24 protein-coding genes and 1 pseudogene are annotated in these 20,531 nt (G+C 58.9%); 10 read left to right on the top strand and 15 right to left on the bottom strand.

Features of this window, described 5'->3' with window-relative positions; genetic code table 11:
- Positions 1-100: 100 nt before the first annotated feature.
- Complete coding sequence (locus GV818_RS26360; RefSeq protein ID WP_372242125.1) at positions 101-1,942, bottom strand: potassium transporter Kup; 1,842 nt, start codon at positions 1,940-1,942, stop codon at positions 101-103.
- A 380-nt stretch (positions 1,943-2,322) separates the two neighbouring features.
- Between GV818_RS26360 and rimO the strand changes: the two genes are divergently transcribed.
- The 6 genes from rimO (at position 2,323) to tsaA (ending at position 7,280) form a co-directional block, all read left to right on the top strand.
- Entirely contained in the window at positions 2,323-3,660 is a 1,338-nt protein-coding gene (gene rimO, locus GV818_RS26355) for a 30S ribosomal protein S12 methylthiotransferase RimO (protein WP_161777926.1), read from the top strand.
- A gap of 118 nt (positions 3,661-3,778) precedes the next feature.
- Complete coding sequence (locus tag GV818_RS26350; protein ID WP_161777925.1) at positions 3,779-4,252, top strand: GNAT family N-acetyltransferase; 474 nt, start codon at positions 3,779-3,781, stop codon at positions 4,250-4,252.
- 82 nt (positions 4,253-4,334) lie between these two features.
- Complete coding sequence (locus tag GV818_RS26345) at positions 4,335-5,045, top strand: rRNA pseudouridine synthase (protein ID WP_161759517.1); 711 nt, start codon at positions 4,335-4,337, stop codon at positions 5,043-5,045.
- 64 nt (positions 5,046-5,109) lie between these two features.
- Positions 5,110-5,571: a DUF1456 family protein gene (locus tag GV818_RS26340; RefSeq protein WP_161759518.1), complete on the top strand. Its 462-nt coding sequence runs from the start codon at positions 5,110-5,112 to the stop codon at positions 5,569-5,571.
- A gap of 123 nt (positions 5,572-5,694) precedes the next feature.
- A complete protein-coding gene (locus tag GV818_RS26335) occupies positions 5,695-6,465 on the top strand; it encodes an SDR family oxidoreductase (protein ID WP_161777924.1) in 771 nt (256 codons plus the stop codon).
- Positions 6,466-6,584: 119 nt separating this feature from the next.
- Positions 6,585-7,280, top strand: coding sequence for a tRNA (N6-threonylcarbamoyladenosine(37)-N6)-methyltransferase TrmO (gene tsaA, locus GV818_RS26330; protein ID WP_161777952.1), 696 nt, complete (start codon positions 6,585-6,587; stop codon positions 7,278-7,280).
- A gap of 67 nt (positions 7,281-7,347) precedes the next feature.
- On the opposite strand, the gene fpr is transcribed toward tsaA, so the two are convergent.
- Positions 7,348-8,127 carry a ferredoxin-NADP reductase gene (gene fpr / locus GV818_RS26325; protein ID WP_007923929.1) on the bottom strand — a complete coding sequence of 260 codons (780 nt, stop codon included), beginning with the start codon at positions 8,125-8,127 and terminating at the stop codon, positions 7,348-7,350.
- A gap of 119 nt (positions 8,128-8,246) precedes the next feature.
- On the opposite strand from fpr, the gene GV818_RS26320 reads away from it, so the two are divergent.
- Positions 8,247-9,173, top strand: a complete 927-nt coding sequence (locus GV818_RS26320) for a LysR family transcriptional regulator (protein WP_161777923.1) — start codon at positions 8,247-8,249, stop codon at positions 9,171-9,173.
- Position 9,174: 1 nt separating this feature from the next.
- Here GV818_RS26320 and GV818_RS26315 read toward each other — a convergent pair whose 3' ends face one another.
- Positions 9,175-9,537, bottom strand: coding sequence for a diacylglycerol kinase (locus tag GV818_RS26315; RefSeq protein ID WP_161777922.1), 363 nt, complete (start codon positions 9,535-9,537; stop codon positions 9,175-9,177).
- A gap of 75 nt (positions 9,538-9,612) precedes the next feature.
- Positions 9,613-10,263, bottom strand: a complete 651-nt coding sequence (gene erdR / locus GV818_RS26310; protein WP_161759522.1) for a response regulator transcription factor ErdR — start codon at positions 10,261-10,263, stop codon at positions 9,613-9,615.
- 227 nt (positions 10,264-10,490) lie between these two features.
- Here erdR and GV818_RS26305 point away from each other — a divergent pair, with 227 nt between their 5' ends.
- The gene (locus GV818_RS26305; protein WP_161759523.1) at positions 10,491-11,399 is read left to right on the top strand and encodes a DMT family transporter; all 909 of its coding nucleotides are present in this window, start codon (positions 10,491-10,493) and stop codon (positions 11,397-11,399) included.
- Here the strand turns inward: GV818_RS26305 and GV818_RS26300 are convergent.
- Positions 11,383-12,093, bottom strand: coding sequence for a tRNA-uridine aminocarboxypropyltransferase (locus tag GV818_RS26300; RefSeq protein WP_161777921.1), 711 nt, complete (start codon positions 12,091-12,093; stop codon positions 11,383-11,385). The two genes, GV818_RS26305 and GV818_RS26300, sit on opposite strands and share 17 nt — an antisense overlap.
- Before the next feature lie 191 nt (positions 12,094-12,284).
- Between GV818_RS26300 and GV818_RS26295 the strand changes: the two genes are divergently transcribed.
- The gene (locus tag GV818_RS26295; protein ID WP_161759525.1) at positions 12,285-12,710 is read left to right on the top strand and encodes a quorum-sensing-regulated virulence factor family protein; all 426 of its coding nucleotides are present in this window, start codon (positions 12,285-12,287) and stop codon (positions 12,708-12,710) included.
- Here GV818_RS26295 and GV818_RS26290 read toward each other — a convergent pair whose 3' ends face one another.
- A complete protein-coding gene (locus GV818_RS26290) occupies positions 12,711-12,905 on the bottom strand; it encodes a hypothetical protein (protein ID WP_161777920.1) in 195 nt (64 codons plus the stop codon).
- Between the two features lie 455 nt (positions 12,906-13,360).
- Here GV818_RS26290 and GV818_RS26285 point away from each other — a divergent pair, with 455 nt between their 5' ends.
- Entirely contained in the window at positions 13,361-14,479 is a 1,119-nt protein-coding gene (locus GV818_RS26285; RefSeq protein ID WP_161777919.1) for a TIGR00730 family Rossman fold protein, read from the top strand.
- 40 nt (positions 14,480-14,519) lie between these two features.
- On the opposite strand, the gene recX is transcribed toward GV818_RS26285, so the two are convergent.
- The 9 genes and pseudogenes from recX to GV818_RS34275 all read right to left on the bottom strand — a co-directional run.
- Positions 14,520-14,987: a recombination regulator RecX gene (gene recX / locus GV818_RS26280; protein ID WP_161777918.1), complete on the bottom strand. Its 468-nt coding sequence runs from the start codon at positions 14,985-14,987 to the stop codon at positions 14,520-14,522.
- 8 nt (positions 14,988-14,995) lie between these two features.
- Positions 14,996-16,048, bottom strand: a complete 1,053-nt coding sequence (gene recA / locus GV818_RS26275; RefSeq protein ID WP_161759529.1) for a recombinase RecA — start codon at positions 16,046-16,048, stop codon at positions 14,996-14,998.
- Positions 16,049-16,131: 83 nt separating this feature from the next.
- Entirely contained in the window at positions 16,132-16,632 is a 501-nt protein-coding gene (locus tag GV818_RS26270) for a CinA family protein (RefSeq protein WP_161777917.1), read from the bottom strand.
- Between the two features lie 317 nt (positions 16,633-16,949).
- Complete coding sequence (locus tag GV818_RS26265) at positions 16,950-17,792, bottom strand: putidacin L1 family lectin-like bacteriocin (protein WP_161777916.1); 843 nt, start codon at positions 17,790-17,792, stop codon at positions 16,950-16,952.
- A gap of 8 nt (positions 17,793-17,800) precedes the next feature.
- Entirely contained in the window at positions 17,801-17,986 is a 186-nt protein-coding gene (locus GV818_RS26260) for a Com family DNA-binding transcriptional regulator (RefSeq protein ID WP_161759532.1), read from the bottom strand.
- A gap of 286 nt (positions 17,987-18,272) precedes the next feature.
- Positions 18,273-18,788 carry a hypothetical protein gene (locus GV818_RS26255; RefSeq protein WP_161777915.1) on the bottom strand — a complete coding sequence of 172 codons (516 nt, stop codon included), beginning with the start codon at positions 18,786-18,788 and terminating at the stop codon, positions 18,273-18,275.
- Between the two features lie 165 nt (positions 18,789-18,953).
- Positions 18,954-19,517 (bottom strand): glycoside hydrolase family 19 protein, encoded by a 564-nt coding sequence (locus GV818_RS26250; RefSeq protein WP_161759534.1) that lies wholly within the window; start codon positions 19,515-19,517, stop codon positions 18,954-18,956.
- A 49-nt stretch (positions 19,518-19,566) separates the two neighbouring features.
- Positions 19,567-19,947, bottom strand: a complete 381-nt coding sequence (locus GV818_RS26245; RefSeq protein ID WP_161759535.1) for a phage tail assembly chaperone — start codon at positions 19,945-19,947, stop codon at positions 19,567-19,569.
- Positions 19,944-20,531 (bottom strand): annotated as a pseudogene (locus GV818_RS34275) (phage tail protein); the annotation flags it as partial. The pseudogene GV818_RS34275 and the gene GV818_RS26245, both read right to left, overlap by 4 nt.

Raw genomic sequence — 20,531 nt, 5'->3', positions numbered from 1 at the left:
CCCTCCCTGCGAGGGCTTTTTTTCGCCTGCAGCAAACCTAGCGACGAATACTCCAGGCACAAAAAAGCCCCCGCAATGCGGGGGCTTTGGGTTTACTCGCTTAAATCTCGACCTGGGTTCCCAACTCGATCACCCGGTTAACCGGTAGCTTGAAGAAGCGCAGGTTGCCGTTGGCGTTCTTCAACATGAAGGCGAACAGCGCTTCGCGCCAACGAGCCATGCCTTCGAGCTTGGAGGCGATCACCGTCTCGCGGCTGAGGAAATAGGTGGTGCGCATCGGGCTGAAGTCCAGTTCATCCAGGTGGCACAGCTTCAGGGCTTGCGGCACATCCGGCTCATCGGTAAAGCCGAAGTGCAGGATCACCCGGAAGAAGCCTTCACCATAGGAATCCACCTCAAAACGCCGCTGCGCGGGCACTCGTGGAATGTCCTCATAGACCACCGTCAGCAGCACCACTTGTTCATGCAGTACCTGGTTATGCAGCAGGTTGTGCAACAAGGCGTGAGGCACGGCATCCGGACGCGCAGTGAGGAATACAGCAGTGCCCTGGACCCGATGCGGAGGCTGGACACGGATGCTGCCAATGAAGATCGGCAGGGGCAGGCCACCTTCGTCCAGACGATCCACCAGCAGCTCCTTACCGCGCTTCCAGGTGGTCATGAGGATGAACAGCACTATCCCCGCCAGTACCGGGAAAGCACCGCCCTGGAGGATCTTCGGTACGTTGGCGGCGAAAAACAGCCCATCCACCAACAAGAAGCCCACCACCACCGGCACCGCCAGCACCGGTGGCCACTTCCAAAGCAGCAGCATCACGGCGGCCACCAGGATACTGGTGATCAGCATGGTTCCGGTCACTGCCACACCGTAGGCCGAAGCCAGGGCACCGGAGGACTCGAAGCCCAGCACCAGCAGAATCACCCCAACCATCAGCGCCCAGTTCACTGCACCAATATAAATCTGCCCCTGCTCGGCACTGGAGGTGTGCTGAATGTACATGCGCGGAATGTAGCCCAGCTGAATAGCCTGCCGGGTCAGGGAGAAGGCCCCGGAAATCACCGCCTGGGAGGCGATCACCGTAGCCAGGGTCGACAGAACCACCAGTGGAATCAGGGCCCAGCCCGGCGCCAGCAGGTAGAACGGGTTACGCGCCGCATCTGGGTTTTCAAGGAGCAACGCACCCTGGCCGAAGTAGTTAAGCACCAGCGCCGGCAGCACCAGGGCGAACCAGGCACGAGCGATGGGCTTGCGCCCAAAGTGCCCCATGTCGGCGTACAGAGCCTCGGCACCGGTCAACGCCAGGACCACCGCGCCGAGGATCGCCACGCCCATGCCCGGATGCACTATGAAGAAACGCACGCCCCATACCGGGTTCAGTGCCTGCAGCACTTCCGGGTGCTGGAGAATGCCGCGTGCGCCCAGTACGCCCAGGATCACGAACCACAGCACCATGACTGGACCGAACAGCTTGCCGATACGATCGGTACCGTGCTTCTGGATCAGGAACAACGCCACCAGCACCACCAGTGCCAGCGGCACGACCCAGTGCTCCAGGCCACTGAACGCCAGCTCAAGCCCTTCCACCGCCGACAACACCGAAATCGCCGGGGTGATCATGCTGTCGCCATAGAACAATGCGGCACCGATCAGGCCGAGAATCACCAACACCGAACGCAAGCGTGGATAGGATCCCGCCGCACGCCGAGCCAGCGCGGTCAAGGCCATGATTCCGCCCTCGCCCTGGTTATCCGCGCGCAGGATAAACAGCACGTACTTGATCGAAACGACCCAGACCAATGACCAGAAGATCAGAGCCAGGATGCCGAACACGCCATCGTGATTGACCTGGACCCCATAACTGCCGGAAAACACCTCTTTGAGGGTATAGAGCGGACTGGTACCGATATCGCCGTACACCACCCCGACCGCCGCCACCAACATCCCCAGAGGCTTGGCCCCGGAGTGCTCGCCACCCGCTGCCTGACTACTTGCCTGACCCATCAATGACTCCTACTACCAAGACCGGGGCTTCTTATATAGAAAGCGCAAGGTTATACAAGCGCTATTGTCTGAAGTTGTGCAGTTTGCCATGTAACCCAGGGGTTTTTATTACCACTACGACCTCAACTAACGCCGGATGAAAACAACCGGGCATAACGGGATCAAGCATAGCCCAGCGCTCGTCGTATTTCCCCTGCATAAAGCTGGTCAAGCGCCTCGACCATCGCTAGAATTGCGCACTTTTTGATCAGAGGCGCAGTCAGCGCCCAACCGTCGCACTTGCCCCCCAAGTGGCTCGACACCCAATACCGAGGTTAGACATGTCCACCCCTTCCGCGCCGGCCAATCCGAAAGTCGGTTTCGTATCCCTGGGTTGCCCAAAAGCTCTGGTCGACTCCGAGCGCATCCTTACTCAACTGCGCATGGAAGGCTATGACGTAGTGTCTACCTACCAGGACGCCGATGTCGTGGTGGTCAACACGTGCGGCTTCATCGACTCGGCCAAGGCCGAATCCCTGGAAGTGATCGGCGAAGCCATCAAGGAAAACGGCAAAGTTATCGTCACCGGCTGCATGGGCGTGGAAGAAGGCAATATCCGTAACGTGCACCCTAGCGTGCTGGCGGTCACCGGCCCGCAGCAGTATGAGCAAGTGGTCAACGCAGTGCACGAAGTGGTGCCGCCCAAGCTGGACCACAACCCGCTGATCGACCTGGTGCCGCCGCAAGGCATCAAGCTGACCCCGCGGCACTACGCCTACCTGAAGATTTCCGAAGGCTGCAACCACAGTTGCAGTTTCTGCATCATCCCGTCGATGCGCGGCAAGCTGGTCAGCCGCCCGGTGGGCGATGTGCTCGACGAGGCTCAGCGCCTGGTCAAGTCCGGGGTCAAGGAACTGCTGGTGATCTCCCAGGACACCAGCGCCTACGGCGTCGACGTCAAGTACCGCACCGGGTTCTGGAACGGCGCGCCGGTGAAGACCCGCATGACCGAGCTCTGCGAAGCCCTGAGCACCCTGGGGGTCTGGGTCCGTCTGCACTACGTGTACCCGTACCCACACGTGGACGAACTGATCCCGCTGATGGCCGCCGGCAAGATCCTGCCGTACCTGGACATCCCGTTCCAGCACGCCAGCCCGAAAGTCCTCAAGTCGATGAAACGCCCGGCCTTTGAAGACAAGACCCTGGCGCGGATCAAGAACTGGCGCGAAATCTGCCCCGAGCTGATCATCCGCTCGACCTTCATCGTCGGCTTCCCCGGCGAAACCGAGGAAGACTTCCAGTACCTGCTGAACTGGCTGACCGAAGCCCAGCTGGACCGCGTCGGCTGCTTCCAGTACTCGCCGGTAGAAGGCGCTCCGGCCAACGATCTGGACCTGGAAGTGGTGCCGGACGAGGTCAAGCAAGACCGTTGGGAACGCTTCATGGCGCACCAGCAGGAAATCAGTTCGGCGCGCCTGCAACAGCGCGTCGGCAAGGAAATTGAAGTATTGATCGACGAAGTCGACGAAAACGGTGCGGTCGGCCGCTGCTTCTTCGATGCCCCGGAAATCGATGGCAACGTCTTCATCGATGGCGCCGGCGATCTGAAACCGGGTGACAAGGTCTGGTGCCGAGTCACCGACGCCGACGAATACGACCTCTGGGCCGAAACCCTGTAAGGCGTAAAAAAACTGCCAAGCCCCGCTCTCGCAACGAGATGCGGGGCTTTTTTCGGTCTATCGTGTGCTCTTGCCAGGTTCGCAATCAGTGCGGCCGATCACCTCAGGGGCAGGCGGCATGCGCCAACACTCGGTCATCCATACACCGAAACTCAGTGACTACCAGGAGCTGACCCAGGTCTGGGAAGCGTCGGTGCGCGCCACCCATGACTTTCTCCCGGACAGCTATATAGAGCAGCTGAAGCACCTGATGCTGACCCGCTACCTGGATGCGGTGATGCTGATCTGCACCCGGGATCAGCGGCTGCGCATCACCGGTTTCGCCGGGGTCGCGGCAGGCAAGATCGAAATGCTCTTCATCGATCCCGCCCATCGCGGCCTGGGCCTGGGCCGGCAGTTGCTGCAGTACGCCGTGGACCACCTGAATGCCCAGGTGCTGGACGTCAACGAACAGAACCCCCAAGCCTTGGGCTTCTACTTCAGGCTGGGCTTCGAAATCATTGGCCGCTCGGAGCAGGACGGCATGGGCCAGCCTTACCCACTGCTGCACATGCGCCTGAAACAGCCACAACTGCTGGCCCGACGCGGCTAAAAGCCACAGCCGGCAAATGGACCCGCGATTAACCGGCGCCAGGCAGGTACAATGGCTGCCCCCTTTTGTTACGGCCCCTGTCATGACTGACCCGATTCGTCTCTCCAAACGCCTCATCGAACTGGTCGGCTGCTCCCGCCGGGAGGCTGAGCTGTTCATCGAGGGCGGCTGGGTCACCGTAGACGGCGAAGTCATCGACGAACCGCAGTTCAAGGTCGGTGCGCAAACAGTCGCCCTCGACCCGGAGGCCAAGGCCACTGCTCCGGAGCCGGTCACTATCCTGCTCAACGTGCCCGCCGGCCAGGACCTGGACAGCGCCATGCAGTCCATCAACGCCGCCAGCCTGTCGGAAGAACACCGCTATGGCAAACGGCCACTGAACGGGCATTTCCTGCGCCTGACTGCCAGCGACGACCTGCAGCCCAATGCCAGCGGCCTGTTGGTGTTCACCCAGGACTGGAAAGTGCTGCGCAAGCTGACTGCCGACGCCGCCAAGATCGAGCAGGAGTACGTCGTCGAAGTCTCCGGCGAGATGATCGACCACGGCCTCAACCGCCTGAATCACGGCCTGACCTATAAAGGCCGTGAACTGCCACCCGTGAAAGCCAGCTGGCAGAACGAAAATCGCCTGCGGTTCGCCATGAAGAACCCGCAACCGGGTGTGATCGCCCTGTTCTGCCAAGCTGTCGGCCTCAAGGTCGTCGCTATCCGCCGCATCCGTGTCGGCGGTGTCTCCATCGGCAAAGTGCCGCTGGGCCAATGGCGCTACCTGTCGGCCAAAGAGAAATTCTAAGCCACTCGATTCAGACGCCGTGCCCTTGCACGGCGCTCAACACGCATTGATCAGGACTGTAACCATGATTCATAACGACGTACTGCGCAGCGTGCGCTACATGCTCGATATCAGCGACAAGAAGGTCATCGAGATCATCAAGCTCACCGGCTTCAAAGTCAGCCCGGACGACCTCGCCAGCTACCTGAAGAAGGATGAGGAAGAAGGCTTTGTGCATTGCCCGGACGAAGTCATGGCACATTTTCTCGATGGCCTAGTGATCTTCAAGCGCGGCAAGGATGAAAGCCGTCCAGCGCTGCCAATCGAACTGCCAGTGACCAACAACATCATCCTGAAGAAGCTGCGAGTGGCCTTTGAGCTGAAGGAAGACGACATGCACGCGGTGCTCAAGGCCGCCGAGTTCCCAGTGTCCAAGCCAGAGCTGAGCGCGTTGTTCCGCAAATTCGGCCACACCAACTACCGCCCTTGCGGCGACCAACTGCTGCGCAACTTCCTCAAGGGTTTGACCCTGCGCGTACGCGGTTGAGCCCTGGCGCCGACGAATACCGTCAGCGCCCCTGATGAGCTGCTATTGCGCAACGCAATAGTGGCTCCCCAGCGAACGCCTGAAGACTAGGGTAGGCACACCCTCATCTGCTCAGGATTCGTCATGCATCCCTACTTCTCCCTGCAAGGCCGCACCGCTCTGGTGACCGGCGGCACCCGTGGCATCGGCAAGATGATCGCCAAGGCCTTTGTCGAAGCAGGTGCCCGAGTCTATATCTGCGCCCGTGATCCAGAAGCCTGCCAACAGACCGCCGAGGAACTGACAGCGTTTGGCGATTGCCGAGGGCTAGTCGCCAACCTGGCCAGCGAAGATGGCGTGCAACAACTCGCCACCACCTTGGGCTGCCAGCTTGAGTCCCTGGACATCCTGGTAAACAACGCCGGCACCACCTGGGGCGCACCACTGGAAAGCTACCCGGCCAAGGGCTGGGAAAAGGTCATGCAATTGAACGTGACTTCGGTGTTCAGCTGCATCCAGCAACTGTTACCACTGCTGCGCAAGGCTGGCTCGGCGGACAACCCGGCACGCATCATCAACATTGGCTCGGTGGCCGCGATCTGCTCCTTTGGCGAACAGGCCTACGCCTATGGCCCGAGCAAGGCGGCGCTGCACCAGATGTCGCGGATTCTCGCCCGGGAACTGGTGGACCAGCACATCAACGTCAATGTGATTGCCCCGGGGCGCTTTCCCAGCAAGATGACCCAGCACATCGGCAACGATGAACAAGCCCTGGCCGAAGACGTGGCGCTGATCCCGATGAAACGCTGGGGCAGGGAAGAAGAAATGGCGGCCCTGGCCATCAGCCTGGCGAGCACGGCGGGGGCTTACATGACTGGGAATATCATTCCTCTGGATGGTGGATTCAGTCTCTGATCGGTGTCGTGCGCTTCGCCGGCGAGCCGGCTCCTACAGATTGCACGGGGCGTTGTAGGAGCTGGCTTGCCAGCGAACGGGTTATCATGCCCCTCCCCCATCGCCCTCGACCCCAGAACATGACCTACAGCGTTTCCCCCATCGGCTTCGTGCGTTCCTGCTTCAAGGAAAAGTTCGCCATCCCGCGCCAACCACAGCTGGCCCCGGCTGCGCGCGGGGTGCTGGAACTGCTGGCGCCCTTCGATCAGGGCGACGCCGTGCAAGGGCTGGAACAGGTTAGCCATGTCTGGCTGCTGTTCCTGTTTCACCAAGCCCTGGAAGACAAGCCGCGGCTCAAGGTACGTCCGCCGCGCCTGGGAGGTAACAAGTCCATGGGGGTCTTCGCCACCCGAGCCACCCACAGGCCCAACGGTATTGGTCAGTCGGTGGTCAAACTGGACAAGGTCGAGGCTGGCCGCCTGTGGATTTCCGGCATCGACCTGCTGGACGGCACGCCGATCCTCGACATCAAGCCCTACGTACCCTACGCCGACATCATTCCCACAGCGAGCAATGACATCGCCAGCGCCGCGCCACAGATCATTCCCGTGCAGTGGCAGGAGACCGCCTTGCAACAGGCTCAGATTCACGCTCAGCGCCTGCAGGAACCCTTGGTGGAGCTGATCGAGCAGTGCCTGGCTCAGGACCCCCGCCCAGCCTATCAAACGCCGACTGCGCAGCGAGAGTACGGCGCCCAGTTCTGGGATCTGGACGTGCGCTGGCACTATCCCCAACCCGGGTTGATCCGAGTGCTGGAAGTCGTGCCGGCAAGCTGAGCCGCGAAAACAAAAAAGCCCGCGCTGCCTTCACAGGCAACGCGGGCTTTTCAATGTGGCGGGACGCTTACTTCTCGACGAATGCGCGCTCGATCAGATAGTCGCCCGGCTCGCGCATGCGCGGCGAAACAGTCAGGCCGAAACTGTTGAGCACTTCGCTGGTTTCATCCAGCATGCTCGGGCTGCCGCACAGCATGGCGCGGTCGTCCTGCGGGTTGATCGGCGGCAAGCCGATGTCGCTGAACAGTTTGCCACTGCGCATCAGGTCGGTCAGGCGGCCTTCGTTCTCGAACGGCTCACGGGTCACGGTGGGGTAGTAGATCAACTTCTCACGCAGCGCTTCACCGAAGAACTCGTTCTGCGGCAGGTGCTCGGTGATGAACTCGCGATAGGCGACTTCGTTGACGTAGCGTACGCCGTGGCACAGGATCACTTTTTCGAAACGCTCATAGGTTTCCGGATCCTGGATCACGCTCATGAACGGCGCCAGACCGGTACCGGTGCTGAGCAGGTACAGATGCTTACCCGGCTTCAAGTCATCCAGTACCAGGGTACCGGTTGGCTTCTTGCTGATGATGATCTCGTCGCCTTCCTTCAAATGCTGCAGTTGGGAAGTCAATGGACCGTCTGGAACCTTGATGCTGAAGAACTCGAGATGCTCTTCCCAGTTCGGACTGGCAATGGAGTAAGCACGCATAAGCGGACGGCCATTGGGCTGTTGCAGGCCGATCATCACGAACTGACCGTTCTCGAAGCGCAGACCCGGATCGCGGGTGCACTTGAAGCTGAACAGAGTGTCATTCCAGTGATGAACACTGAGGACACGCTCGTGGTTCATGTTGCTCATGTACGGGGGCTCCTAGAAATTGCCTGCGCTAACCATGAGCGCAATTGCACAGCATTCTAATGGCGGCGACAATATCTGTTAACTGGATTATTAAGATAAGGGTTATCGGTTATATCGATATGCGATTTACTCTCCGTCAACTGCAAGTCTTCGTCGCCGTCGCTCAGCAAGAGAGTGTTTCTCGTGCTGCCGGGCTCTTGGCACTCTCTCAATCGGCGGCGAGTACTTCGATCACCGAACTCGAACGCCAATCCAGCTGCCAGCTGTTCGACCGAGCCGGCAAGCGCCTGAGCCTCAACGCCCTGGGTAAACAGCTTCTGCCACAGGCAGTAGCACTGCTGGACCAAGCCAAGGAAATCGAGGACCTGCTCAACGGCAAGTCCGGCTTCGGCTCGCTCTCGGTAGGCGCCACCCTGACCATCGGCAATTACCTGGCAACCCTGCTGATCGGCAGCTTCATGCAGCAGCACCCGGAAAGCCAGGTGAAGCTCCATGTGCAGAACACTGCGCATATCGTGCAACAGGTGGCCCACTACGAAATTGATCTGGGTCTAATCGAGGGTGACTGCAGCCATCCGGATATCGAAGTCCAGTCCTGGGTCGAGGATGAACTGGTGGTGTTCTGCGCACCGCAGCACCCATTGGCCAAACGCGGCCACGCCACCATGGAGGAGTTGACCCACGAAGCCTGGATTCTCCGCGAACAGGGTTCCGGAACACGCCTGACCTTCGACCAGGCCATGCGTCATCATCGCAGCGCACTGAATATTCGTCTGGAGCTGGAGCACACCGAAGCCATCAAGCGCGCAGTGGAATCGGGTCTGGGGATTGGTTGCATTTCAAGACTGGCCCTGCGCGATGCGTTTCGTCGCGGCAGCCTGGTACCCGTGGAAACACCGGGCCTGGATCTGGCCCGGCAGTTCTATTTCATCTGGCACAAGCAGAAGTATCAAACTTCCGCCATGCGCGAGTTTCTCGAACTGTGTCGCTCCTTTACTGCCGGGGTGCAACGCAGCGACGAAATCGTCCTGCCGAGCATTCCCTAGATCAGAACAGGATCACCGCCCAGACAATGGTGATCATGCTCAGGGCGACAAACTGCGCTGCGCTGCCCATGTCCTTGGCATTTTTCGACAACGGGTGGCGATCCAGGGAAATACGGTCGATGGCGGCCTCCACCGCCGAGTTGAGCAACTCGACGATCAGCGCCAGCAAGCACACGGCAATCAACAGCGCGCGCTCGACTCGACTGACGTGGAGCAGGAAGCTCAGGGGAATCAGGATCACATTGAGCAGCACCAGTTGACGAAATGCCGCCTCGCCAGTGAAAGCTGCGCGCAAGCCATCGAACGAATAGCCGGCGGCATTAAGGATACGTTTAAGACCGGTTTGACCTTTGAATGGCGACATAAGCTGAGCAACTGAATAAAAAGAAGTGAGGAAGCTAGTTCAACAAAAGTCAAAAAAACGTGAACAAACAGCCGTTTAATGGCTGGAAATTGACTCAAGTTGTTGCAGGAGCAGCGCCGCCTGGGTACGTGTGCGAACCCCGAGCTTGCGGAAAATCGCCGTGACGTGAGCCTTGATCGTGGCCTCCGAAACACTCAGTTCATAAGCGATCTGCTTGTTCAGCAAACCCTCGCACACCATGGTCAACACCCGGAACTGCTGGGGAGTCAGGCTTGCCAGGCCGGCGCTGGCGGCCTTGGCTTCCGCCGAGACACTGACCTCTTCGAACGCTTGCGGTGGCCACCAGACATCACCGTCGAGCACACTGCGCACGGCCTGCTGAATGACTTCCAGGGAACTGGATTTTGGAATGAAACCGCTGGCCCCGAACTCTCGGGAGCGCACCATGACGGAAGCTTCTTCCTGCGCCGACACCATCACCACCGGAATTTGCGGGTATTGCCCACGCAACAGCACCAGGCCAGAAAAACCGTAGGCACCGGGCATGTTCAGGTCCAGTAGCACCAAGTCCCAGTCGGCTTTTTCAGTGAGGCGGGTTTCCAGTTCGGCGATGCTCGCTACTTCCACCAAACGCACATCGGCCCCTAGGCCCAGAGTGACAGCTTGATGCAGCGCGCTGCGAAAAAGCGGGTGGTCATCGGCAATCAGGATTTCGTATGTGGCCATTTTTTCAATGATCCTGTTTTTCATGGCAGGACTGACGCATTCAATCCTCACCAAAGCAACACAGGTGCTCGCCAGAATGCGACACCCAAAGAGCACAAACACCGCGAAAAACGCTGTTGCAAAGCACGCGGGCGCCCTAATCGGCGCCAAGCATGCCCAGCGAAGCCGGGGTGGTCAAGCTTCAAGCTTTGCGGCATCTTAGCTGGCTAACTAATAAGAGAGCCATCATGCGAAGCCAAGCCTTGCGTGCCGATGTCCTGATGCTGATTACCGCCGTTATCTGGGGTTCAGCGTTTGTCGCACAGACCTCTGGAATGGATCATATAGGTCCCTTCCTCTATTCCGGCCTGCGCTTCGCCCTGGGCTCACTTTGCCTCTTGCCCTTGGTGCTGCGCAAAACACCTGCTGAACGCCAACCCATCTCCCGCCTCAATCGCGGCCTGCTGTTGGGTGGTGTGTTTATGGGGCTGGCCTTGGCCCTGGGGATCAACCTGCAGCAAGTCGGCTTGATGTTTACCACCGTGACCAATGCCGGTTTCATCACCGGTCTCTACGTTATTGTAGTGCCGCTTCTGGGGCTGTTGATTGGTCATAAAACCGGGCTGGGCACCTGGCTCGGCGCGATATTGGCGGTGGTGGGCATGTTCCTGCTGAGCGTCAGCGACAACTTTCATGTTGCCTCGGGAGACTGGCTGCAGTTGATTGGCGCCTTTGTCTGGGGTGGGCACGTGATCCTGGTGGGTGTTTTCGCCAATCGCCATGACCCGATTCGCCTGGCCTTCCTGCAATTCGCCACCTGCTCAGTGGTGAGCCTGATCCTCGCGCTATGCCTGGAACCAATTCACTGGAACGCGATTGTCGCCGCCGGCCCGGCCATTCTCTACGGTGGCGTGGTTGCCGTCGGCATTGGCTACACCCTGCAGGTGGTTGCCCAGAAGGATGCGATTGCTTCCCACGCAGCGATCATTCTGTCCCTGGAAGCTGTGTTTGCCGCCATTGCCGGAGCCTGGCTACTGGATGAGTCGCTGCAGATGCGCGGCTACTTCGGTTGCGCACTGATGCTCTGCGGGATGCTGGTGGCCCAGCTATGGCCGCAGAAACCTCAGGCGCTGGCCAGCGCTACACAAAGGGCTTGAGCCGGGAGTGAACCTCATCATCCGGATCGATGGCCTTCTGAAACTTTGCCGATAAATAATGGGTGCTGAACACATCAAGGTAGGCATCCAGCACCTGGCTGACGTGCTCATCTCCCGCCAGCTCCAGGCATAAAGCCGCCACTTCAGCCGTGCAGAAGTGGTCATCACGCTTGGAGCGGCGCAACTTGTAGCGCGAGAGTTTCTCAGGCGACAGGCTCAGGACCGGCAAGTGCTCAAGGTAGGGACTCTTGCGAAACATCTTGCGGGCTTCGCTCCAAGTGGCGTCCAGCAGAATGAACAGTGGACGCTTGCCCTCTTCCTGCCTGACCTCACTGACCACTCGCTCGGGAGCCACGAATTCCCCCGGAAAGACGATGTACGGCTGCCACTGCGGATCGGCAAGCAACGCCAGCAATTGCGGGTCAACCTCGGTACGCGACCAGCTAAACGCTGAAGTATCGGCAATCACATCGGCAATCAACCAACCGGTGTTGCTTGGCTTGAGCGGCTCAACATCATGCATCACCAGGCACATAGCCGACTTGGCAGTGACATGCGGCCGCCAGCCACACAGGCAATGACTGGGAATGACACGGCAACGCGGGCAACGCTCAGCCCGTGAACCACGCGCGAAAAACGGTCTGGCCACACGCTCCATACGCAGATCACGTAGACGGGAAACCGCATGACTCATTGCGGACTACGCCGGAAAAAGGCAGGAATCGACACGAAAAAAACTCGGAAGGGTAAAAAGTTGGACAAGTTTATCAGAGCTATCTGTTCAAACCTGTACCGTCTTCTTATCTCTCCCCCTATAATTCGTCGCCACTGAACGCACAGTCGAGTGGCTGGTCGAAGCATCAGTCAATGCACCAGGAGAGTTTCATGTTGCGCTTTACCATCCCTACCATCGCCCTTCTGCTGGCCTTGCCCCTGGGCGCCCAGGCTGCGTCTTTGCAAGAGTTCGAACTGAGCAAAATGCTGGAGAAGGTCGCTACGGAAAGCAACGTCGGCACTCCTCGGGAAGTCAACGAGAACATTCTCGACCAGGGTTATACCGTTGAAGGCAAAGAGCTGATTAACCACCTCAGCGTCCAGGCTGGCCACGCCGAACAGATGCGTGCCAATCCCAAGGCGGTCTATCTGCAACTGGGCGCCAGCGTCTGCCGTAATCCCAACTACCGCAAACTGATGGCCAAAGGTGCAGTCATGCGGTACGAGTTCACTGAGAACCGCACTAATCGCCCGGTAGCCTCAGCGCGCTTTAAAGAATCGGATTGCCCTGCACAGAGCCCGCAAAAGAAGAAGTGATCACGAACGGGCTGCGCGCCGCTGCTGATCATCGGCGCGCAACTCCGCCACCAGGGCCTGTAGATAACGCGAAGGCCGCTCCTCACCCGCCAATCGGCGCCGGCACTCTTCCTCCAGAGTCAAATGATTGGACGCCGCAGCAGCTTGCAACAGCTGATAAAGCTGCGGGTCAATTTCCAACATGACAGTGGTCATCCATCGCCTCCATGCCCTCGGCTAGCGCCGACGAAAGCACTCTTGCCCCGTCCCGGACCTTGCTCCTGAACCAAGCGCTGTAACTTAGTAAATCAGAGTCAAAGACCGTCGCTGCGCCTTCTGACCAGCGGTGTCGAACCCAGCAAAATCATCAACCAGCGGTTGCCAGCCAAGACTTTATGGGCACATGATCAAGTCATGTCCGAAGGTTCCCACTGATTGCCCACGGGCGGTTCAGGAGGCCGTCCACCCGCGTCTTGTAGTGCGATTGTTTTCTCAATAAAGGAAAGCAGAACCTCTGTGAATGTCTCAGGCACTGCTTAGCGACTGCCGGCGGTGATTGGGTCAGCAAAGTTGCTCACGCGTTGGGCTGAGCAAACAGCGACACAGGCAGTGTCGTGGCACGTTCGAATATCTCGGGCGTGTCCAAGGTTCTGTGCAGAAGGAGAAGCTGAATGCCTTACCAATCGAATGACCTTTTAACCCGTCATTTTCAAAGCAACGGTGTCGACCTCACGAACCAGGTCGAAGAACAACTCAACCAGATTGCCCCCAACAGCCCGAATATTGCTCTTTACCGCGACATGGTCCTCACTGTCCTACGGATGGCTGAGGATGACCTCAACCGCTGGAACGCCAAGATTACCCTGCAGGCACTCCGCGAACTGGAACACGCCTTCCGGGTACTGGAACAGTTCAAGGGCCGGCGCAAGGTGACGGTTTTCGGCTCGGCGCGACCCCCCAGCGAACATCCGCTGTATGCCATGGCCAAAGAGCTGGGGGCAGCCCTGGCCCGCTCGGACCTGATGGTCATCACTGGCGCCGGCGGTGGCATCATGGCTGCCGCCCACGATGGTGCAGGCCTGGAACACAGCCTGGGCTTCAACATCACCCTGCCTTTTGAACAGCATGCCAACCCCACAGTCGGCGGCACAGAGAATCTCCTGTCGTTCCACTTCTTCTTCACCCGCAAGCTGTTCTTCGTCAAGGAAGCCGATGCTCTGGTGCTCTGCCCAGGAGGTTTCGGCACCCTGGATGAAGCTCTGGAAGTACTAACGTTGATTCAGACCGGCAAAAGCCCGCTGGTACCAGTGGTGCTGTTGGACGCACCGGGCGGGCAGTTCTGGCAAGGTGCCCTGGACTTCATCCACAACCAGTTGGAAGCCAATCGCTACATCCTGCCCAGCGATATGAAACTCGTTCGCCTGGTGCACAGTACCGAAGAAGCGGTGGAGGAAATCCAGCAGTTCTATGCCAACTTCCATTCCAGCCGCTGGCTGAAACAGCAGTTCGTTATCCGCATGAACTACAACCTCAATGAACAGGCGCTGGAACAGATGCAAACAGCATTCGCCGACCTGTGCCTGAGCGGTCAGTTCCAGCAACATGCCTACAGCGGTGAGGAACATGACGAAGTGCAGTTCAGCCATCTGGCGCGGCTGTCGTTCATCTTCAACGCTAGGGACAATGGTCGCTTGCGCGAGTTGATCGACTTCATCAACCAACCGAAAAACTGGTCCAGGCCGCAACCCAAGGCGACACAGCGCGAGAGAGAAACCAGCAAAGTCAGCTGATCAAAGCCATCGCCCGCTGCATCATGCAGCGGGTACGGCATCAGTCATCCAGGTCTCGGCCACTCAACAAACGGCCAATCATGTCCATGGAGTATCCGCGGTAACTCAGAAAACGCCCTTGCTTGGCGCGCTCCCGGGCATCCACAGGAAGCTGGCCGGCAAACTTGCGCTGCCAAACATCGCGCAATTGCTCTTGCCAGTCGATGGCGCACTCACGCAAGGCGAGATCGATATCGCTGCGTTGCAAACCGCGCTGGCTGAGTTCTTCACGTATGCGCATCGGCCCATAACCTGAACGGGCACGATAGAAAACGAAGCTTTCAAGGTAACGGGATTCGGAGAGCAACCCGTCGTCCGTCAAACGGTCAAGGGCGGCTTCGATCATTTCAGGAGGGGCGCCGCGCTGACGCAGTTTACGCGTCAGCTCGACTCGACCATGCTCGCGTCGCGCGAGCAGGTCCATTGCAGTTCGCCGCACCGCGACGAGGGTATCAAGTACGGCAGTCATTGGATCAATCAGATATCGGCGTCAGCCATATCGGCCTCGGTCTCTTTGACCGACTCGGCTTTGGCGTCTGTCGAAGCTGTCAGCAGCTTGTCGCGAATCTGCTTCTCCAGCGCATTACCAATTTCCGGGTTGTCCTGCAGGAACTTCGCCGAGTTGGCCTTGCCCTGACCGATCTTGTTGCCCTGGTAGCTGTACCAGGCACCGGATTTTTCCAGGAACCCGTGAAGAACGCCCAGATCGATGATCTCGCCGTTGAGGTAGATGCCCTTGCCGTAAAGAATCTGGAACTCAGCCTGACGGAACGGCGGAGCCACCTTGTTCTTGACGATCTTGACCCGGGTTTCGCTGCCAACCACTTCGTCGCCTTCCTTCACCGCGCCAGTACGACGGATGTCCAGACGGACCGAAGCATAGAACTTCAGCGCGTTACCACCGGTGGTGGTTTCCGGGCTGCCGAACATCACGCCGATCTTCATACGAATCTGGTTGATGAAGATCACCAGGCAGTTGGCGTTCTTGATGTTCCCGGTGATTTTACGCAGCGCCTGGGACATCAGACGGGCTTGCAGGCCCACGTGCATGTCACCCATTTCGCCTTCGATTTCAGCCTTGGGTACCAGGGCCGCCACGGAGTCGATGACGATCACGTCTACCGCGTTGGAACGCACCAGCATGTCGGTGATTTCCAGTGCCTGTTCGCCAGTGTCAGGTTGGGAAACCAGCAGGTCGTCAACATTGACCCCCAGCTTGCCAGCGTATTCCGGATCCAGCGCGTGCTCGGCGTCGACGAACGCACAGGTAGCGCCAGCTTTCTGCGCCTGGGCGATGACCGACAGGGTCAAGGTGGTTTTACCGGACGACTCAGGACCGTAGATTTCAACGATACGGCCTTTTGGCAGACCGCCAATGCCCAGAGCAATGTCCAGACCCAGAGAGCCAGTGGAAATAGCCGGTATCGCCTGACGGTCGTGATCGCCCATACGCATTACGGCACCCTTGCCGAATTGACGTTCGATCTGACCCAGGGCCGCAGCCAAGGCTTTCTTCTTGTTGTCGTCCATTAAAGTCCTCACGTAATCAATAAGGCCTGACGGCCAACACCTGTATAAGTAGACAGTATTATTCCACAGCGTTCGAGGATCGCCTACCCCTGATTTGCGATTTCTGCCGCGGCATGTTGCAGCAACCCCTCTAGCGCGGCTTTCACCGTTTGTCGGCGGACCTCATCGCGGTTCCCCGGGAAGTGCCGGCACTCGCTGCTCAGCGTCTCTCCCGCGCCCCAGGCCAGCCAGACGGTGCCCACAGGCTTCTGTGCGGAACCGCCATCCGGCCCGGCAATACCGCTGACCGCCACGGCAAAATGCGCATGACTCTTGGCCTGGGCGCCGTGGACCATGGCCTCGACCACTTCGCGACTGACCGCACCAACAGTGCCGAACAGCTCCACCGGCACATTCAGCTGCTGGGTCTTCTGGCGGTTGGAGTAGGTCACATAACCGGCCTCGAACCAGGCCGAACTCCCCGGAATCCGGGTGATCGCCTCCGCGATCCCACCGCCCGTACAGGATTCCGCCGTGGTGACGTGGGCATTCAGAACCTGCAGACGCCGACCGAGTTCAGCGGCAAGCTGGGTAATTTCTTTCACGTCTCTCTCCTGATGGGGCTGGCGTGTACCTACCGTACACCAGGCGAGGTGGCTTGCAAGTGACAAGCTGTCAGGAAACCGAACGACTCTGGGCCACTGCATCAGGCGAGGAAGTCCCAGGGCAGCCCCAGCCCGTCAGTAGGTGCGGCCCCAGCAAGAAAGCTTCCGCTGCTTGCCGGGATGCCTAGACCCGCCGGAATGAATAAAGGGTATGGCAAGAACACTGTGCTTGCTCGCCCGCTCTCCCTGAGTTGTTGCCGCAGAAGATGAGACCATGTGCAAAGAGCTCCGCATGATCGCGGAGCTCCTTGCAGTTTTTAGAACACGTTGTTCCAGGTGTAGCTACCGGTTTTCCACTTGTGGTCCGGGTAGAAGACACGCGGCGGCTTGATGGTTGGGGTGTACCCGAAACGAGCCCAGATCGGCCGCTCGGTTACGATCGTGAAGCTGCCGTTTGCCTGCAGACGGATACTTGCGCCAGGGTGGCCGCCAGTGCCGCTTTGCCAAACTACGGCATTGTTCGCAGCGTAGATCACCAGGTTACCGTCTTCTTGCATTACACATCGCACGCCGCCTTTGTTCTGGGTGTAAGTCGCCCAGACAACACTGGCGTTCGGACCGTAGACCACCAGGTTGCCATCCCCCTGGAAGACCAGAGAGTGGTCGCCGGCGCCGTAAAACTGACCCGGTACCAGCTCAGTAGTACCACCGATAATCATGGCAGCCCCGACCGCCGGGGTGAACACGCGGCCGTTAGGTGCATACCAGTGAGGGAGGGTGTCGACGGTTACGATGTTCCCGTCATCCTGAACCTGGGTGAACGCGCGCAGTGATGCATCTTCACGAGAGCCCATGGTTGGGTCGCTCGGAGTAGTCGACCAGATACGGCCACGCAGAGGGTCATCCAGGACGAAGCCGTAATTCATGAAGACCATCATCGGGTCCTTTTTGTTGCCCTTGCTCACATTCGTGAAGGGGGTGTTCTGGTCAGCGACCCATGCCAACTGAGCACCGTCATAGAGCGCGAGGTTGCCATCCGGCTGAAAGAGCAGCTTGAAGCGCTTGTTAGGAGACTGCAGAAACTGGTTCGGCGCCATGTAGTAGCGAGCTGGCAGTACAGAAGAACCGTTATCGGTAAAGTCGTATCGAATCCAAGCCATGTTGTTACCTATTGAGTCGAATGATTGGCCGCGGAAAATTCCGCTCTCATGTCGCTCATAGGCGATTGCCCGAGGCTCGTGGCCTTCACATGATTCAACGTCCCGCATCGGGAACATTTGATCTGGAGCTCTGTGAACTCACCCGTACGGGCGAGAAGTCGTTTGCAATGACCGCATCTGCATTCTTTTAGCATCGGCACATCCGCTTGATTATCTGCCGGCCCATGCTCCGCTTGTGGGAGCCATTGAGCGTTGGTTGGCCTGCGCGCTATCACGATCTGGCGAACAAGAAAAGGCCATCATTCTCAGTAAAGAATGGATCGATAGGCGGGCTCCAGACCCTGGATCTCGCCAGCAGACTGCTGGCTTACCACTACCGTCGTCCGTCTAGTTAGACGACAAGCATGAGCCTGTCGTTTTCAGGCTGCTGGACAATGGTCTTGAACGAGTTTTTAAGCATAAAGGGACACCGTACCGCTCTCAGTGCTGCCGCTGCGCCGCCGCGGTGCCCTGTCGCACTGCCTGAGACTCACGAACCCACTGCTGCAACGCCTTCAATTGCTCGGCATTAGCGTGGCATTCGCTGTAGTTGTCGACGACGCTGGCGGCGACGGTAGAGAGTGCAAGACCCGAGGCGGTGCCATCAGCGACGCTGGGGCCTCCGGCCACGGGCAGGTTGGCGGCGCCGGCGTCGTGCACCCGGACAAAACCATCAGGCACGACACAAGCGTCATCCGCTGTTTTCGAGACATAGATAGGGACTTCCTTGGTGAGGGTGGCGCCCGCCTGGTAGACCTTGACGATGCGGTCAACGTACTCGACCACCACCTTTTCCTTGACCGTGCCCAGGGCCTGGCCTTGCTCGAAGGATTGCCTGAGACGAGTTTCATCGAGGCCCTGGTTTTTAATCCGTTCAGTGCTGGCACCGCTCACGTAGCCGAGGGCATAGAGCAACCCGGCCGCGACGGCGATGGCCAACCAACTGCGAAGGTTCATCGCGATGCTCCTTTGGCGAGATGAAGGGCAAGACCCGGTAGCGCTGCGTTCGCCCCCGAAGGGGCACCGCAGTTGATAAGGCTGGAGTGCCGACCTTTTCATCCGCACAAAATCCGAGCCTGTGGCAACGCAGAAACGCTTTCTGCCTGTCGGTCGATCCTGGCCTCAGATCGCGGGCAGACACAGCACTGCTCGTGCCCTGGCCCAGAGTTGCAGACGATCCTGCAGACCGTTCAGACCGCCGTTGATACGTCGGGTAATGCTGTTGAACTCATCGCGATCGGCCAGGGCATTAAGCCCACCGCGCTCCCAGAACCAGGCCGCCGACTCGGCGGCCCATTGCGGCTGCTCCAGCAGCTCCGGCAACTCCAGCAGGCGCTCATCGCCAAACAGCCCGAGGCTGCACTGGCGATAGTTGCTGCGTCCGGTGATCTGGATCAGCCCGCGCCCGCGATAGCGCTGGCCATCACCGTCGGCTTCCGGGGTGTTGCCCAGGCGCGCTGCCAGAGTGCCGGTGTCGTACTTGCTCAGGTACTGATCGCTACCCAGTTCACGCACGTATTGCAGTTGCCCGGATTCGTGACCGATCTGGGCGAGAAAGGCCGCCTGGCGCTTCGGCGTATCGATCTGCCGATGAGCCATGGCGGTGTTGAGTGGAGAAACAAAAACGCCCGCTTGGCGGCGGGCGTTAGGCATGATTTGTTGCAGTTGTTGTTCGGTAATCAGCATGGTCAGATTTTCGAGGTTGGATAAAAAACGCCCCATCAGTGCGGGGCGTTTACTCGCTCTGCTCAGCAACCCAGGGCGGCGCTGCAGGACGGTACCGGGCATCAGGAAAGTCAGACGACTGTGGCCAGTCGCGCAGCGCCTGCATATACACAAGCAGCGCCTTGAATTGCTCGCCATCAATACTTGTCGGAGCTTCGATTTCCAGTTGATCGCGGTGACGTTCACGCAGCCACATAAATGAAGCCAACTCGGTATCACGCCAATTGCGCTCGCTGTCCTGCGTCGCAGGCAATGGCGCTGTCGTGCTGTCGATGTAAACCTGCGCCTCCTCTTCGGACATGGGTATCAGATGGCTAGGGATAAAGTGCGCTGGGGCATCGTCATCGTAAGCATGGACCTTGTCGGTCTGGGAGTTATGGAAATATTTCATGTGCGCAGCTCCGACCATAGGGGACTAACCGGATTATTAAGAGTTACTGAATAGGTTGCACCAGCAGGGACAACAAACGTTGTGTAATACGCAATACTTGTCACAGTCACCCCCCCGCAAGTAGCAGTAACTGCGCCGGAGTTTATTGATACCTGGACCTGAATTGGACGACCCGTCGTGTTTGTGTAGACCGTGCCAGAAACGCGGCTAGCCGTGACGTTCTGCCAGGCCTGACCATCACCTAGGCCCCGTGGTCTGACTTCTAGCGCTGAAACGTTTGCAGCCAAGCCTGCGATGTCGATGTTTCCCTGATTGACCGGGGCGTTCCAGGCTTTGATGCACCACATGACCGCCAGGTTGCGCGGCCGAGCTTCCGAACCACCCGAACTCGCAATTTCGCCTAAGTAGCTGACCCTGGAACCCGCTCCTCCTGTAAGTCCCCCACCGGAGGTAATATCAGAAGAAAGAATTTTCCATCCAGCACCTGCAGTTAACCCGTGAGTATGTGCTTTGTTGTCGCTGTCCTGCCAAGTACCAATCAGCCGTCCCGCATCCACCCCCCGCCCATGATCCCAACCCCGCAG

Source organism: Pseudomonas sp. Fl4BN1 (assembly GCF_009908285.1).
In the GTDB taxonomy this organism is placed as follows: Bacteria; Pseudomonadota; Gammaproteobacteria; order Pseudomonadales; family Pseudomonadaceae; genus Aquipseudomonas.
This window is presented reverse-complemented; position numbering and strand designations above follow the sequence as displayed.

Coding starts and splice junctions, on each gene's coding strand:
- GV818_RS26360 (WP_372242125.1), bottom strand. CDS start 1,942: ATGTTGGTGGCGGCGGTCGGGGTGGTGTACGGCGATATCGGTACCAGT.
- rimO (WP_161777926.1), top strand. CDS start 2,323: ATGTCCACCCCTTCCGCGCCGGCCAATCCGAAAGTCGGTTTCGTATCC.
- GV818_RS26350 (WP_161777925.1), top strand. CDS start 3,779: ATGCGCCAACACTCGGTCATCCATACACCGAAACTCAGTGACTACCAG.
- GV818_RS26345 (WP_161759517.1), top strand. CDS start 4,335: ATGACTGACCCGATTCGTCTCTCCAAACGCCTCATCGAACTGGTCGGC.
- GV818_RS26340 (WP_161759518.1), top strand. CDS start 5,110: ATGATTCATAACGACGTACTGCGCAGCGTGCGCTACATGCTCGATATC.
- GV818_RS26335 (WP_161777924.1), top strand. CDS start 5,695: ATGCATCCCTACTTCTCCCTGCAAGGCCGCACCGCTCTGGTGACCGGC.
- tsaA (WP_161777952.1), top strand. CDS start 6,585: ATGACCTACAGCGTTTCCCCCATCGGCTTCGTGCGTTCCTGCTTCAAG.
- fpr (WP_007923929.1), bottom strand. CDS start 8,127: ATGAGCAACATGAACCACGAGCGTGTCCTCAGTGTTCATCACTGGAAT.
- GV818_RS26320 (WP_161777923.1), top strand. CDS start 8,247: ATGCGATTTACTCTCCGTCAACTGCAAGTCTTCGTCGCCGTCGCTCAG.
- GV818_RS26315 (WP_161777922.1), bottom strand. CDS start 9,537: ATGTCGCCATTCAAAGGTCAAACCGGTCTTAAACGTATCCTTAATGCC.
- erdR (WP_161759522.1), bottom strand. CDS start 10,263: ATGGCCACATACGAAATCCTGATTGCCGATGACCACCCGCTTTTTCGC.
- GV818_RS26305 (WP_161759523.1), top strand. CDS start 10,491: ATGCGAAGCCAAGCCTTGCGTGCCGATGTCCTGATGCTGATTACCGCC.
- GV818_RS26300 (WP_161777921.1), bottom strand. CDS start 12,093: ATGAGTCATGCGGTTTCCCGTCTACGTGATCTGCGTATGGAGCGTGTG.
- GV818_RS26295 (WP_161759525.1), top strand. CDS start 12,285: ATGTTGCGCTTTACCATCCCTACCATCGCCCTTCTGCTGGCCTTGCCC.
- GV818_RS26290 (WP_161777920.1), bottom strand. CDS start 12,905: ATGACCACTGTCATGTTGGAAATTGACCCGCAGCTTTATCAGCTGTTG.
- GV818_RS26285 (WP_161777919.1), top strand. CDS start 13,361: ATGCCTTACCAATCGAATGACCTTTTAACCCGTCATTTTCAAAGCAAC.
- recX (WP_161777918.1), bottom strand. CDS start 14,987: ATGACTGCCGTACTTGATACCCTCGTCGCGGTGCGGCGAACTGCAATG.
- recA (WP_161759529.1), bottom strand. CDS start 16,048: ATGGACGACAACAAGAAGAAAGCCTTGGCTGCGGCCCTGGGTCAGATC.
- GV818_RS26265 (WP_161777916.1), bottom strand. CDS start 17,792: ATGGCTTGGATTCGATACGACTTTACCGATAACGGTTCTTCTGTACTG.
- GV818_RS26260 (WP_161759532.1), bottom strand. CDS start 17,986: ATGCTAAAAGAATGCAGATGCGGTCATTGCAAACGACTTCTCGCCCGT.
- GV818_RS26255 (WP_161777915.1), bottom strand. CDS start 18,788: ATGAACCTTCGCAGTTGGTTGGCCATCGCCGTCGCGGCCGGGTTGCTC.
- GV818_RS26250 (WP_161759534.1), bottom strand. CDS start 19,517: ATGCTGATTACCGAACAACAACTGCAACAAATCATGCCTAACGCCCGC.
- GV818_RS26245 (WP_161759535.1), bottom strand. CDS start 19,947: ATGAAATATTTCCATAACTCCCAGACCGACAAGGTCCATGCTTACGAT.